This is a genomic window from Streptomyces sp. SirexAA-E (assembly GCF_000177195.2).
Classification (GTDB): Bacteria; Actinomycetota; Actinomycetes; order Streptomycetales; family Streptomycetaceae; genus Streptomyces; species Streptomyces flavovirens.
The window spans coordinates 3468557-3481668 of sequence record NC_015953.1 but is presented as its reverse complement, the minus strand read 5'-3'; the positions used below and the strand labels follow the sequence as shown (position 1 = coordinate 3481668).

The 13112-nt window shown below is 67.7% G+C and carries 11 protein-coding genes and 1 pseudogene; 5 read left to right on the top strand and 7 right to left on the bottom strand.

Going from position 1 to position 13112, the window contains the following annotated elements; translation table 11 throughout:
* Positions 1-165: 165 nt before the first annotated feature.
* The gene (locus SACTE_RS15450; protein WP_014046965.1) at positions 166-1395 is read right to left on the bottom strand and encodes a helix-turn-helix transcriptional regulator; all 1230 of its coding nucleotides are present in this window, start codon (positions 1393-1395) and stop codon (positions 166-168) included.
* Positions 1396-1690: 295 nt separating this feature from the next.
* On the opposite strand from SACTE_RS15450, the gene SACTE_RS15445 reads away from it, so the two are divergent.
* A complete protein-coding gene (locus tag SACTE_RS15445) occupies positions 1691-2533 on the top strand; it encodes an NAD(P)-dependent oxidoreductase (protein WP_014046964.1) in 843 nt (280 codons plus the stop codon).
* A 35-nt stretch (positions 2534-2568) separates the two neighbouring features.
* Here the strand turns inward: SACTE_RS15445 and SACTE_RS15440 are convergent, their stop codons facing one another.
* From SACTE_RS15440 to SACTE_RS15425, 4 genes are all read right to left on the bottom strand, one after another.
* Entirely contained in the window at positions 2569-4269 is a 1701-nt protein-coding gene (locus SACTE_RS15440) for a hypothetical protein (RefSeq protein WP_014046963.1), read from the bottom strand.
* Positions 4266-4790, bottom strand: a complete 525-nt coding sequence (gene mobC, locus SACTE_RS15435) for a plasmid mobilization relaxosome protein MobC (protein ID WP_019992552.1) — start codon at positions 4788-4790, stop codon at positions 4266-4268. The genes SACTE_RS15440 and mobC overlap by 4 nt, the downstream gene beginning before the upstream one ends.
* 223 nt (positions 4791-5013) lie before the next feature.
* Positions 5014-5787: a DUF2637 domain-containing protein gene (locus tag SACTE_RS15430; RefSeq protein WP_014046961.1), complete on the bottom strand. Its 774-nt coding sequence runs from the start codon at positions 5785-5787 to the stop codon at positions 5014-5016.
* A 186-nt stretch (positions 5788-5973) separates the two neighbouring features.
* Entirely contained in the window at positions 5974-7200 is a 1227-nt protein-coding gene (locus tag SACTE_RS15425; protein ID WP_026358977.1) for a DUF3631 domain-containing protein, read from the bottom strand.
* A 309-nt stretch (positions 7201-7509) separates the two neighbouring features.
* Between SACTE_RS15425 and SACTE_RS15420 the strand changes: the two genes are divergently transcribed.
* From SACTE_RS15420 to SACTE_RS15410, 3 genes and pseudogenes are all read left to right on the top strand, one after another.
* Positions 7510-7995, top strand: coding sequence for a helix-turn-helix transcriptional regulator (locus tag SACTE_RS15420; RefSeq protein WP_014046959.1), 486 nt, complete (start codon positions 7510-7512; stop codon positions 7993-7995).
* 188 nt (positions 7996-8183) lie between these two features.
* Positions 8184-8402, top strand: coding sequence for a helix-turn-helix domain-containing protein (locus tag SACTE_RS15415; protein ID WP_014046958.1), 219 nt, complete (start codon positions 8184-8186; stop codon positions 8400-8402).
* Positions 8402-9559: pseudogene (locus tag SACTE_RS15410) on the top strand (tyrosine-type recombinase/integrase). Before SACTE_RS15415 ends, SACTE_RS15410 begins: the two are co-directional and overlap by 1 nt.
* 56 nt (positions 9560-9615) lie before the next feature.
* Here SACTE_RS15410 and SACTE_RS15405 read toward each other — a convergent pair.
* The gene (locus SACTE_RS15405) at positions 9616-9996 is read right to left on the bottom strand and encodes a hypothetical protein (protein ID WP_014046957.1); all 381 of its coding nucleotides are present in this window, start codon (positions 9994-9996) and stop codon (positions 9616-9618) included.
* Positions 9997-9998: 2 nt separating this feature from the next.
* Positions 9999-11675 carry a hypothetical protein gene (locus tag SACTE_RS15400; RefSeq protein ID WP_226995164.1) on the bottom strand — a complete coding sequence of 559 codons (1677 nt, stop codon included), beginning with the start codon at positions 11673-11675 and terminating at the stop codon, positions 9999-10001.
* A 662-nt stretch (positions 11676-12337) separates the two neighbouring features.
* Here SACTE_RS15400 and SACTE_RS15395 point away from each other — a divergent pair.
* Positions 12338-13015, top strand: a complete 678-nt coding sequence (locus SACTE_RS15395; protein WP_014046955.1) for a hypothetical protein — start codon at positions 12338-12340, stop codon at positions 13013-13015.
* Positions 13016-13112 lie beyond the last annotated feature (97 nt).

Genomic DNA, 13112 nt, shown 5'->3' with positions numbered 1-13112 from the left:
TCCTCGCGGGCGCTGTCGGTGGCGAGGTCGCCAAGCTGGGGAACGAAGGGAGCTGCGGTACCTAACCCGGATCCTTGCGAGGGAAGGTGGGGAGAACGTCGTCGCGTCATGCCCTGAAGTTAGGGACAGGGCAACCCTCGAATATGAGCCGGAGGAATACGACCCCTATCCGTCCAGGTGAAAGCGGTCGGACATGCGCCGCAGCTTCTCGCGCGTGGCTGCTCGTTCCGCGTAGACGATGCTGCGAAGCGTCGAACGGGCGATGGGGTGGTTCCGTACGAGCTGGGGCGCGATCCGCTCGGCTGTCTCCAACTCGGCCAGGGCCTTGCCCCGGTTCCCGTCCCACAGCCAGGCGCGCGCGACGTCCATGTGGTGGTGTCCCTGACGGGAGTTGGGCAGCGAACCCACCAGTCCCGGGCTGGTACGGCGGTTTATCTCCAGCGCCTTGCCCTGCTTGCCCATCTCCAGGGCCACGCTGATCGCGTGGATCTGCACGTTCCCGGCGGAGAACGTCAGCGAATGCCGGTCGTACACCGGTGCCCCGACATAAGCGTCCATGCGCTCGGCAGCAGCCTTCGCGTGTCCGATCCGGTCCTCGGCCTCCGAGGCGCGGCCGGCTCGGGCGGCAGAGACCGCAGCCCGTAGCTGCAGCGTGCCCCAGGCCCGCACGGCCAGCGGCTCACCACGGTCGTACTCCTGCTCCACCGAGGTGATTGCCTTGTCCGAGAGTGTCAGAGCGTCGGCCCAGTCAGCCGTCGCCCACATGTCCCAGACCCTCATCCAGTCGGCGACGGCGGGCAGCACCGGATCTCCCGACAATCTGGCTGACCAGGCGGCCCGCTCGCAGGCCATGGCGACCAGTTCGGGGTGCCCGAGGGAGTGGGCGGCGGTGTGTGCGAACTTGCAGCACACGGCGTAGATGGCATACGCCTCCTCCCGTTCGTGCCCCTCCGACTCCTCAGCCAGGGCGCGCGCCTCGCGGAACAGATCCGGGAGAACGCGGAGAATCGCCACGTTGGAAGCGGTGTCCCGCAGGCGGTGCAGCCGGGTCACCTCACGCCACAGCTGTGATGCGGGCCGCGGAGCCCCGTCGAAGACGGGGACGAGGTCGTAGCGGCGCAGCTCGCGCAGGATCGACGAGGCGGCAACCTGCCACTGGTTGTCGTCGGGTGAGCTGCTGTACGGGCGTCCGATCAGGTCGTTGGGATGGACGTGCAGCTCCGCGGCCACCTGGTTGAGCAGCCCGACCCGGTCCAGCTCGATCAGGCCACGCTCCATCTTCGAGACCCAGCCCTGCGACTTCCCCAGGGCCGTCGCCAGGTCGGCCTGCGGCATGCCCAACCGCAGCCTCGCCCTGCGGGCACGCTTGCCGATCTCCTCGGCTTCCTCCAGCATCAGGACACCTCCCGGCCGCCGGACGATCCGGCGCGATCGCCGGTCTGTCCGTACAGAGTTCGTCTCCAGCACGGTACCCATGACGCGGCTTGCGCGTGAGTCGAGCTGCCGGGACAGGGGGTGCCACAGCTGTGTTCCCTGCTTCGCCATGAAGGGCCGACACGAGGCAGGGGAACTACTGCCTTATCGGCGCCGGCTCGTCCGAGCCTGGTGCTGAGTTCTCCGTCGCTGCTGCTACGGCAGCGGATCATGTTGATGAGGAACACACCACGTCGCATTTCGCCGGAGGCAGCCAGTGACCGTCGTGACCGTCTTGCACCCGGGATCCATGGGCGCGGCGGTCACCGCCGAGCTTGTCGCCGGCGGCCACGACGTGCTGTGGGTTTCCAAGGGCCGCAGCGAGAACACGTGGCGACGCGCGAGGGAGGCCGGAGCCATGGCCTGCGACTCCCTTGCGGAAGCGCTGTCCCGTAGCACCGTCGTTCTCTCGGTCTGCCCTCCACAGGCGGCGGAGAACGTGGCAGCGGCAGTGGCTGCGCACGCCTTCGCTGGGGCGTACGTCGATGCCAATGCCATCAGCCCGCAGCGCGTGCAGCGCATCGCCGAGGAAATCCGTCCCGGCTCCGAGGTCGTCGACGGCGCCGTCTTCGGTCCGCCGCCAGGTGAAGGGCGTACGGCACGGCTCTATCTCGCTGGGGCCGGCCCCGCCGTCGACCTGGTGGAGCCGCTGTTCGCGAACTCCTCGCTGGATGTGCGCCGGGCAGGCGAGGCCATCGGTTCCGCTTCCGCCCTGAAGATGGCCTTTGCCAGCTACCAGAAGGCCGCTCGTACTCTCGCAGCGGTCTCCCACGCGCTCGCACACGCTCACGGAGTCGGCGACCAGCTCACAGCTGAAGCCGAGGTCATGGTCTCTGCGATCCTCTCCGATCCGGGATACCTGCCGAGCGTGGCTGCCAGGGCCTGGCGCTGGGCGCCCGAGATGGAAGAGGTCGCCGATACCCTCCGGGCGGCCGACCTGCCCGCCGACATGGCCGAGGCCACGGCTCGGGCCCTTTCGTTCTGGGAACAGGACAAGGACCAGTACGAATTGCCGGTCGCGCAGGTCCTCTCTCAGCTCCGGTCAGGAAGAACGACTTGACCTCGCTGCTGCTGAGGGTGCCCACCCAGGGCTGATCACCTCCGCCGAGGCCGAGAGGTAGCGGTGGGTGTGGCCGGTGCCGCAGGCTGCGGGAGAGCTACGGGGCGTAGGACGCTGCTGCGTGCCTGTGCCGCCTGAGCTTGCCGGCTTGGAGCGGGCCTCTGCGAGAGCCGTTGTACGCGCCAGGCCAGTGTGCGTGCTGGGGAGCGGGCGTCGTCGAGGGCGCGTTCGTCCGTTGCCTGCTGCAACAGGCGTCGAGGATCGTGGCCTGTGGTCTCCGCGGCGGCCAAGGCGGCAGTCAGCGCATCGGTGGCGGGGTCGGCGAGGATTTGGTCAGCGTGTGCGGGGGCGGTCTGGTGGATGAGCTGGGCGTACCGGACTGCGACCTTCTGAGGTGGTCGATGCTGGCCGGCGGCAAGCAGGTGCCCGGATGAGGTTCGCTCGTAGGCGGCCCGGAGGTGGAGCAGAGTCTGGTGGGCGGCTGCGGCCTGCTGGTTGTGCTGTTGTTGGTCGTGCCAGCGGGCGGCGGCGATGACGGCCAAGAGCGCGGCATCGAGGAACATCGCCAGGAGAGCTCCGTCCTTGGGTGATGGCTGGCGGAGCATAGATTTCACTGCCCCGCGCAGGGCACGGGCGTGGTGGTGTTCGGAATGGATACGTGAACGGGTTGCCCGTTCGAAGGCAGAGGCTGCCGACCGAAGTTCACTACGGATGTCCGGTGGTGCGGTGAGGGCCACGGCGTCGAGTGCTTCGCCGAGGGCGGCCAGGTGGGCCTGGGCGGCTTCGGCGTCCGGCCGGCCGAGGTGGTGAGGGATGCGCTCCGTGGCTGCGGTGGCTTGGTGCCACGGGTGCGGCCGTAGATGCCCGTTGGGATTGCTGGCAGGGATGTCTGCTGCGGTGAGACGGCTCTGGATCTTGGGGAGGGAGAGGTCCGGTGACAGCGTCGAGCCGGAGAACCACACCGGTTTTCCTTCGGTGTTCGTGTCGTGTTCCAGGGCGACTTTGTAGCCGCGGGGTTCTCCGGAGGGGAAGTGCAGGACCTCGACGAGGACGCCGTTGGTGCGGGTGAGTAGAGCGAGAAACTCCTCGGTGGTGGTGGCAGCAGCCGCTGCTGTGCGGACAAGGCTGCGCAGGCGTACGCGGGCGGGTTTGTCGTGGCCGGTCCGGTGGGCCTTCTCCTGCTCGGCGCGGGTGGGCCGTTTCGCGGCGGTGCGGTCTCCGCGTACGACTTGGAAGAGGCCGTATTCCTTCTCGACGGCTGCGAGTTCGCGGTCGGCGGTGAGGTAGTCGTTCCAGTGGCGTGCGGTGCGCAGGTCGCCTCGGATCTTGGTGGCGGCGATGTGGATGTGGTCGTCGGCATGCCGGACGGCGACCCATCGGCAGCCGTCCGGATCGTCTGTCGGTGCGATGCCGGTCGCTGTGACGACACGGCGGGCGATGTCCGCCCATTCGGCGTCGTCGAGGGTGCGGTCGCCGGGTGCGGCGCGGACGGAGCAGTGCCACATGTGCTGCTTCGGGGCCCGGCCGAGTCGCCTGGCCTGCTGGACGCGTAGGTCGAGGTCGGCCACGAGGAGCTTCTTCGTGGCGGCGGTGTCGTCGGTGCGGCCGGGGTCGGGTGCGAAGCCGTCCCAGGAGGCGACGAGGTGCGGGTCGGTGTGCTCGTTGGCCCGGCCGGGGCCGTAGAGGTAGCGGATGAGGCCGGCTGTGCTCTTGCCGCTGCTGATCTTCGCGATCACCGTGGCCCCTTTGTGGCGGCAACCTGATTGGTGGCTGCTGCGATGTGGCGGACGGCGGTGCCGGCCGTGTCGAGGACGCGTTCCGCATGGTCGAGGAGTGCGGTGTCCCCAGGGTGTGGACGGTCGCCGGAGTTGAGCTTCTTGGCGATCTGGTTGACGTTGTGGCCGATCTTGGCGACTTCACCTCGGAGGGCTGTGAGTTCGTCGATGTAGTCGTCGAGCTGAGTGCGCTGACCAGGCAGCGTGAGGTCTCCCTGGATGTGGGCCATGACTACGGCGCCGACGTAGTGGGCGGCGGCGATGTTCAGCGAGCGGGCCACGGTGAGGATCGCTGTTTTCTCGTCGGTGCTGTAGCGGACGTCCACGCGTTCCTTGCGCTGGGTCTCTTTGCGCTGACGGCGGCGGGCGACTCGGTGCAGTGCGGCGGCTTCGGCGGCACCCTGCGGCAGCACGGTGCGGGTGGTGGTGTCGACGGGCTTGTTCCGGTCGGGCGCCCCCTGGCGCCCGAGCTCCTCCGCCACCCCCGGGGCGGAGGCATCTGCGTTGGACCGGCCCGTGGACGGTCCAATGCCATACCTTGCTCCGCCTGATGCCGGGGTGGAGGTGGTCTGCTGCTGCGCCGACGAGGGCTCGCGGACGGGCCTGTGCATGAGGGCTCCTGCAAGCGGTGGTGGAGGGAGAGGGCCCGTTCCTCCGGTGCTGATTCATGGGAGGAACGGGCTGGGGTGACGTGGGGTGCGAGGTTCAGTCGGTGCTTGTGGTGACGGCGTCGAGTTCGGCCTGCAGCAGGTCCTTGACCTTGTCCAAGCGGGCGCGTGACATGCCGAATCCGTTGTCCCGGATCGCCTTCTCGACGTTGCGGCGGGAAACGCTGTCGCCTCGTCCGAGGGGAGCCGTGCGGCCGATGGCCACGGCCTGCTCCAGGGAAACGCTCGACTGCTTGCCTCCCGGCTTACCGGGCTGCTGCGGCACATCGGTGTCCGTGTCCGTGGCGTGTGGTGGCGCGAGCTTACCGATGGTGTGTTCCGCGCGGGGTTCGTGGCGGTCGCCGCTGTTGTGGCGGTCGGTGGCTGTGGGGCGTCGGGCGACGAGGAGGTAGAAGTGGACGGCTCCGGCCAGGGCGAGCGGGGCGATGGCGGAGATGACTCCGACGGTGATGTCGTCGAGGGCGAGGTTGGTGTGGCGGGTCTGCTGGTTGAGGCGGACGGCGTGCAGGACGTTGGCCCAGATGCTTGTGGCGGTGGCGACGCCGACCAGGGCAGAGACGTAGAGGCGGGCGGACAGGGGTGCGGTCCGCAGGATGAGCAGGGCGCCGATCCCGATGGCGATGAACCCGTCAATGACGAGCGGGAAGGCATAGGTGAGCGCCCGGTGGATGTGGCTGGCGGCGGCCATCTGACGCAGCGCGTCGTAGGACAGGGCGAAGGCGGCCACGGCCAGCAGCGACACGCCCGTGCGGATCGCGGTGGCCAGTGGCAGCGGGGCAGACGGTGCCGTGGTGATGGCGGGGGAGGGCAAGGGAAATGCTCCAGAGTGCGGGTGCGGCTGTGGTGGCCCTGAGGACGGGGGACCCGTCACGACTCGTCGCGTGCCTGGTCAGGACCGGTACGAGTGCGGCGGTAGTGACGAGTCGACTCGTCACCGGACCGCGACTCGTCACTGCGCTGACCAGCGCGGGGACGGGTCGTGACGGGTCGTGCCGGGTCAGGCCCCGGTCGCCGTTTCGGGGGTGGGCTCGGGGCAGTAGCGGGCCCAGGAGTCGGCGAACTGCAGGCGGGTGAAGCCACGGGCCTGGACGTTGCCGTGGAAGCGGCGGGTGACCGAGCTGATGTCGTACTCCTTGAGCAGGAGTTGCAGGCCCCGAGGGGTCAGTCCGTGGGTGGTGTACTCCGCCCAGGGCATCTCGTCGTCCTGGTTGAGGATGTCGAGGAGTCGGCTGGTGCGAAGTGCCGGCGGGTTGCCTTCGGTGGTGAAGGCGCGGCGGATGTCGGCCAGGAGGCGGATGCCCAGGCTGCTGCGGTCCTGGTCGTGCTCGGCTTCGTGCTTGGCCATGATCTGGCAGGCGGTGCGGGCGAGGTCCGGCCATGCTCCGCCGGCGAGGTCGGCGACGCTCACCAGCGGCTGCCATGTGTCGGCCGCCCGGTCTTCGACCGGCATGGCCGGTGTCAGCTCCATCGCCTCGGCGTGCCGGGGAGTCAGCCAGGCGACGAGCCGGTCACGTAGCGCGTGGAGGGGCGGGGTGTCACGGAAGGTGCGGAACTCCGCCACCTTCTCGCCCGGCCTGCGGCGCCGCATCCGGATGACGATCGACCGGTCCATGATCGTGTCCGGCAGGTCGCCGATGCCGGCGAGGGCCGCCATGGCGAAGGTGGGGAACTTCGATACCTCGTGGTTGGGTCCGGAGACCCGCAGGGTGGGGCGGTTGCGCTGGTGCCCCGCGTTGAGCAGGCCACGCATCTCCTCGTTCTTCTCCGCGACCTTCGCGGAGCCGAAGAGCGTGTCGGCCTCGTCGACCAGCAGGGTGGGCGGCGTGGCGGTGATCGACCGGAACACCGCGGCGGCCGACGCGTTGACTGTGATCAGCGGATCGTGAACGCTCTCGGTGATCACGTCCAGCAGCCGCGACTTGCCGCACCGCTTCGCCGGCCCCACGACGGCCAGTCGCGGAGCGTGCTGCCACGCCGTCTGCAAGTGAGTAGCCGCAACCCACAGGGTCACGGCTGTGAATGCCTCCCCGCTCGGCAGTACGACGTAGCGGCGAATCTGCTCCCGCAGTTCCGCGAGCACCGCCTCGCCTTCGGACGGCGGAGCAGGTTCGGACTCCTCCGCCGACGGCTGTACGGGCTCGGTGGGGCGCCCGGGTATGGCCACAGGCGGCCATAGGGCGGCGGTGTTCGGAAGGGATGGCGTGCTCTGGGCGGGATCGTCCATACTGGACACGTAGCTCCTCCGCTTGCGGGCCAATGGGACGGCAATCCCGGCCTCGCAGGTCAGTCGTTCAGGGATGGGCGGCATGAGGTTTGCGCTCTGAGCCCCTCGGTGTTGGGTCACCGGGGGGCTTTTTGTATGTCGGGGGCTGGTTGAAGGCATGCCTCAGCGGATCGGTGCGGTCTGCTGGGGTGATTTACAGTACCACGGACTATGCGGATCGCATAGCGCTATGCGATCCGCAGAACGGATGCTAATCTTGTTCCATGCCGCACAACCGGCGGTACACGCAGCGAACGGGAGGAGGGAGCGATGCCGGATGACGAGGAAAGCCCTGAGGGCGTGCTCCTCAGCGGCGAGGAGAACGCTGCTGTGCGGGTCAAACTGGAGCGCGAGAAACGCGGCTGGAGCACCACCACGCTGTCCGACCGCATGAACGACGTCGGCTTCGACATGAACCCGTCTGCAGTCTGGCGCATCGAGAACCGCAAGCGCCGGATCAACCTCGATGAGGCCATCGGCTTCGCCGAGATCTTCGGCATCCCGCTCAGCAACTTCGTCGGGCCGCCCAGCCTGGCCACCATGGGCCGTGCCATGGAGCTGATCGACAACGTCGTCGCCGCCTACAGAGCCTCCAACCGTGCCAACCACGAGGCGCGGAAGGCTCGCGACCAGCTCGACGCCTATCTCGCAGACCACCCGGACATCCGCGAAGAGGCTGACGTGATGGTCTCCAACGCCATCGCTACCGAACTGATGAAGAGCAACGAAGAGTATGGGCCCGCCTCGGACTCATAGCGGCCCACATCACCTGGCGCAGCGGGAACGCAAACCCCCGCTGTGGCCGTCCTGCCCATCCCATCCCTGAACGACCTGAGGCCAGGCCCGGGGTTGCCGCCCCATCCGCCGGCCAGAACCGGAGCACTCACTTGCGCCCTTCGGCGATACCGCACGCCCCCGTTACGCACCCGCGACCGCAGGGGGAGGTGACCACTACCGACACCCTCCTCACCGTGGAACAGGCTGCCGAACGCCTCGGCACCGGCGTGCGCTTCATCCGGCGACTCATCCAGGAGCGCCGCATCCGCTACGTCAAGCTCGGCAAGCCCGTACGAATCCCCGAGAGCGCCATCGCCGCGTACATCGAGGAGCGCACCGTTCCGACTCTCGGTGACGCGCGTTCCCGCTTCGGGAAGGCAGCCTGATGGCCGTCCGTAAGCCGCAGCGGCGGCGCGAGTTCGGCACCGTTCGTCAGCTCCCGTCGGGGCGGTGGCAGACGCGCTACTGGGCTCCGGACGGCAGCCGTCGCACCGCTCCGGAGACCTTCGAGACGCGTACCGAGGCCCAGACCTGGCTCACGCTCACCCAGGCCGACATCGAGCGCAAGCACTGGGTTGATCCCGACGCCGGCTCGATCAACTTCGAGACGTACGCCATGAAGTGGGTCGAGGAACGCGGGCTCTCCGCCACCACGGAGGAGCTGTACCGAAGGCTCCTGCGTCTGCACCTGCTGCCCGCATTCGCCTCGGTGAATCTGGATGGCATCACGCCGCCGGGCGTGCGCACCTGGCGGGTCGAGCGGCTGGAGGCTACCGGTGCGACGACCGTCGCCAAGTCCTACCGCCTTCTCAAGGCCATCATGGAGACGGCGGCCGACGACGAGCTGATCCGCCGCAACCCCTGCCGGATCAGGGGCGCGGGCAGCGAGAAGGCCAAGGAGCGCCCGACGGCCACCGTCGAACAGGTTGACGCGCTTGCCGACGTCGTGGGGCCGAGGTGGCGGCTGATGGTCTACTTCGGCGCGTACGGGCCTATGCGGCCGGAGGAGCAGGCGGCGCTGCGGCGGCCCGACGTCACGCTCGACCCCCTCTCGGTCAAGGTTCGGGACGCTGCACCCGAGCTGACCACCGGGCGTCGCGTTGAGGGCGACACCAAGTCGGCCGCGGGAAGGCGAACTGTTTTCCTGCCCGCCTTCCTGTACATCGAGGTGAAGCGTCACCTCGACTGGTACGCCGAGAAGGAACCCGACGGGCTCCTGTTCGTCGGTGAGAGGGGCGCCCCCTTCCGACGGTCCACCTTCGGCCGCAAGTGGCGCAGGGCTCGGACCAAGGTCGGCCTGCCGGAAGGTTTCCGCTTCTACGACCTCCGGCACACCGGCCACACCCTGTCCACCCAGTCGGGCGCCACGCTCAAGGACACTATGGTCCGCGCCGGCCAGTCCTCGGAGAAGGCTGCGCTGATTTAGCAGCACTCCGATGGTGAGCGGCAGCGGGAGGTCGCGTCGGGCATCGACGCCTTGGTGAAGGAGGGCCGTCGGAAAATGACGGAAGCGCGCTGCCGCTCGGTTCCACGAAAGAATTAGTTGGACGTGGGCAGGGCCTGCTGGCCCTGCCCACGTAGCGGGGTGACGCTTGGTCTTCAGCCGAGAAGTGCCTCGATCGCACTTCGAAGTGAACCAGCGAGCGCGGTCAGGGACGTGGCGGACCCGAGCGCGAGGCTCAGCATCTCCAGGGTCTCGGTGAGGCGACGCCCGTCCGGCGTCGGCTCCCGTAGCTCCTCGTCAATTCTGGCCACGGCTTGGCGGCAACTGTCGATGCTGTGCACTTCGTCTGCGTATGTGTCGAGGGCAGCTACCAGCTCGGCAAGTCTGGTCTGTGCAGCCAGCAGCCTGGGGTCGTCTGCTGCGGTCCCCGAGACGTGGACTTGGCGCATGTCACCACCGACTCTGCCGGTGTTGACCTGGTTGCCGCTGCCGGTGACGTTGGTGCCACCACCAGCGTTTGCTCGACCGAATCTCATGATCAACCTGCCTTCTCGGTTCTGTTTGCCGGACCGCCAGGCATAGGGCCTTGTTGCATGCCGCCGCCCATATTGCCGGTGTTGACCTGGTTGTTGTCGCCGCTGATGAAGTTCTGTGTGATGGCGATGGCCTGACGTTTGAACTCGCCGGTCGCCAGGCCGTGGTCGGCAAGAAAAGCGCTCACCGTGCTGAACATCCGCGATTGCAGGATCGACACGTAGCGCTGCACGTCCTCGGTCTGGTGCATGTCCTCAGTTGTCTCCCGACCGCAGTGCTCTCTCAGGCTCACCGGCCGGCCGTCGTCTTTCTCGCGGACAGCGGCGGCGGCCATAGTCACAGCCGTCAGCAGCCCGAGTCCGCGTCCGATAGTCGTGTACACCCGGGACGCGAGCGCCACGGTATCTCCGCATGCATGAAGCGGTGTTTCTGCCAGTTTCCTGGCGAGATCCCAGCCCTTGGCGGGCGTTACGTCTGCTGAGGAAAGCAGCGGTGCCAGGACGTGCGGGCGGGTGACGAAGTGCAGTGTGTTGCCTTCCAGGGCTGCGTGCGCGAAGACGGTGACGACGATTTGGCCGTCCCAGGCGACGACTTGCGCGGCGAGGTATCTCCGGGAGAAGTGACCGGTGGGCGCATCCCGAGCTTCGGTGCACATCTCAGTGGCCTCCGGCCACTCCGACTTATCACCGCCGCCTCCACCGTTCTGGCCCAAGCTCTTCCATCGGCCCTCGGGGATGCCGAGGAACTCGGCCACATCACAATTGGGCAGGGCATGGGTTTCGACGAGAGCTCCTCGAAGCTCCTCCAGTTCGTCGCGCACCTTGTCGAGGAGCTCGTCCGCCTCGAATTTCTGACTCGCGTCAAGGTCGGACAAGTCGGCTGTAGCCAGGGGCGGGCCGTCTTCTTCGTCCTCACTGGTGCGGGCTGACGTGAGCTGGATACGGGTAGCTCCTTTCGGCCACGAGTCGAGGCCGGCTCCGACGAAGCGATCCACCCTGCTTTCCCTGCGGTACGCGATGCTTTGCCACCGCTCAGTGACCTCGCACGCCGTGATTCTCTTGGCGGCGAACGGTGCGAGGAAGGGCCGCGTGGCGATGCGTCCGCGGCCAAGGCGCAGCGACTGCACATAGGCGTGACACGCCCAGCGGTCAAGAAGGTGAAGCGCAGTGACGGCGATCAGCAGACGCGGGGCGACCAGTAACCCTTCCAGGGCGGCCTCGCGCAGCAGCGGGAGATGTGGTTTGGCGAAAGTCCAGAGGGCGAACAGCGCCGCAACGAGAAGGACAGCCGGCACGAGTGCGTTGAAGCCCCAGCGCATAATCGCCTGGCCCGACCGCCCGATGAAGAACTGCCACAGCAACACGGTGGCGACAATCGCTGCCAGTCCTCGTGGATGGGTGCCCCCCAGGTAGACCAGCGTTGCCAACAATAGTGCGCCTCGGAGCCGACGCTGCCGTCGTGCTGCAACGCTGTGTGTGAGCACTGGCGCCAGCCCGAATCCGAAGGACGGTGCTGGCCGCTTGCGCGCGTACAGCACGTTCGTCAGGGCCCACTGCGCGAGGGGTTCGCCGGAGCATTCGTCCAGCTCCCGAATAGGCCGTTGGGGCCGCCCCTGCATCTTGTCTTGCCATCGCCCGAGCCAGTCCCGTGCTTGTCCGATCCGGTTGACCCGCTCATGCACGGAGCCAGCGATTCCTCGGATCACGGAGTTCGCGCTCGGCACCGGATCTCGCCGCGCGTACGTGGTCCGGGCGGGACCCTGCCCCGGTACGTAGGCGATTGGCTTCCCGGTCCCGCCGTCCACTGGGACCCCGGGGACAGCGGCCGGCTCCTGCGGACCTGTGCAGTGCGGGCTTCCGGTGGGTGCCACCGTCCTCCATGACAGCAGCGGCATCTGCCACCTCCCCCGCGGACGCTTTTTGTGAGGGCCCCACCCTGTGCCACGTGGCATCAGCTTCGCTGGTGAATGACCGCGTCTGGCTCAGAAGCACCCCAGCGTCGGCCGACACGCTACGAATCCTCATCATCTTGAAAGGCGGGCCGTGGACGTGCTGGCACGTTCAGTCAGCACATACGGGCGGGCGGCGTGACTCAAGTCACCGCGGAGCGGGTGTCGGCGACCCTCCTGTGCGGCCTTTGTTGAGCCTGCCTCCGAAGACCTGTTCTGACCGCTGTTCACCGCCCTGAGGGCACGGTCGGGGCACGGGGGCGGGCGGCCTCCTGAAGTTGAGCACTACGGGCGGTACACCGTCGTTCGCGGCCAAGGCCCGGTGTGCTCGCCGATGCGGTCAGGCTTGTGACGCCTGGTAGCGGTGCTCTCACCGCTGCCGTAGGTTCCAGCGCATGGGCGAGTATCGATCCGTTGTCAATGATCTGAATGGCCACGTCGAGGGGTCCGCCGTGCAGGCGCACTCGGTCAGAGATGTGTTCATGTCGAATCCGTCGAGCACGGTAAACAACGTGATCAAGGAGGTCCGTTCGCTGAATGTCGTGGCGACGCTCTATCGGACGCTGGCCTCTCTCGCGGCGCTCACGACCATCGTCGGAGCCCGTCGCTGGGGGACACCGCTGGAGGGGATGGCCGTCGTCTGCGATGCACTGGCGATTCCGTCAAGTTGGACAGAATCCCCTGTGAGCTGGATCGCCGAGCACGCCGGGCTGGTCGGAGGTGTGGCGCAGATCTTGCTGATGGTGGGATTGCTGGCACTGCCAAGGCCGAAGCACCTGGGGTGGGATCTTGGACAGACGATGGAGTGGCGTGGTCCGTCGACGGTGGTGCTGTCCTTGGCGCTCTCGATGCAGAGCGGCCACATGTGGCCGGCGTTGTTCTTGGTCGGACTCCTTGCTGCTCTCGGCCTCTGGGTGCTGAGCTGGTCGCAGCACCAATACAGTCGATCGGATCATGTGATGGTGGCCGTGGGCAGCATCTTCCTTGCGGTGGTTTACGCCCCGCTCCTCGTGTTCGCTTGGCTTTTCGCCCGGGACGCAGGCAGCAAGCCGTACGTACTCGTTGACTCATGAGTCAGTCGTCGTGTCTCGGCTTGGGAAGGTCTCCCCGCGGTGGTGGGTGCGTGTTGGGGATGCCTGTAGGGCGTGCGCTGTGCGGTGAGGTGAGTCG

Coding starts and splice junctions, on each gene's coding strand:
- SACTE_RS15405 (WP_014046957.1), bottom strand. CDS start 9,996: ATGAGATTCGGTCGAGCAAACGCTGGTGGTGGCACCAACGTCACCGGC.
- SACTE_RS15420 (WP_014046959.1), top strand. CDS start 7,510: ATGCCGGATGACGAGGAAAGCCCTGAGGGCGTGCTCCTCAGCGGCGAG.
- SACTE_RS15425 (WP_026358977.1), bottom strand. CDS start 7,200: ATGGACGATCCCGCCCAGAGCACGCCATCCCTTCCGAACACCGCCGCC.
- SACTE_RS15450 (WP_014046965.1), bottom strand. CDS start 1,395: ATGCTGGAGGAAGCCGAGGAGATCGGCAAGCGTGCCCGCAGGGCGAGG.
- SACTE_RS15395 (WP_014046955.1), top strand. CDS start 12,338: ATGGGCGAGTATCGATCCGTTGTCAATGATCTGAATGGCCACGTCGAG.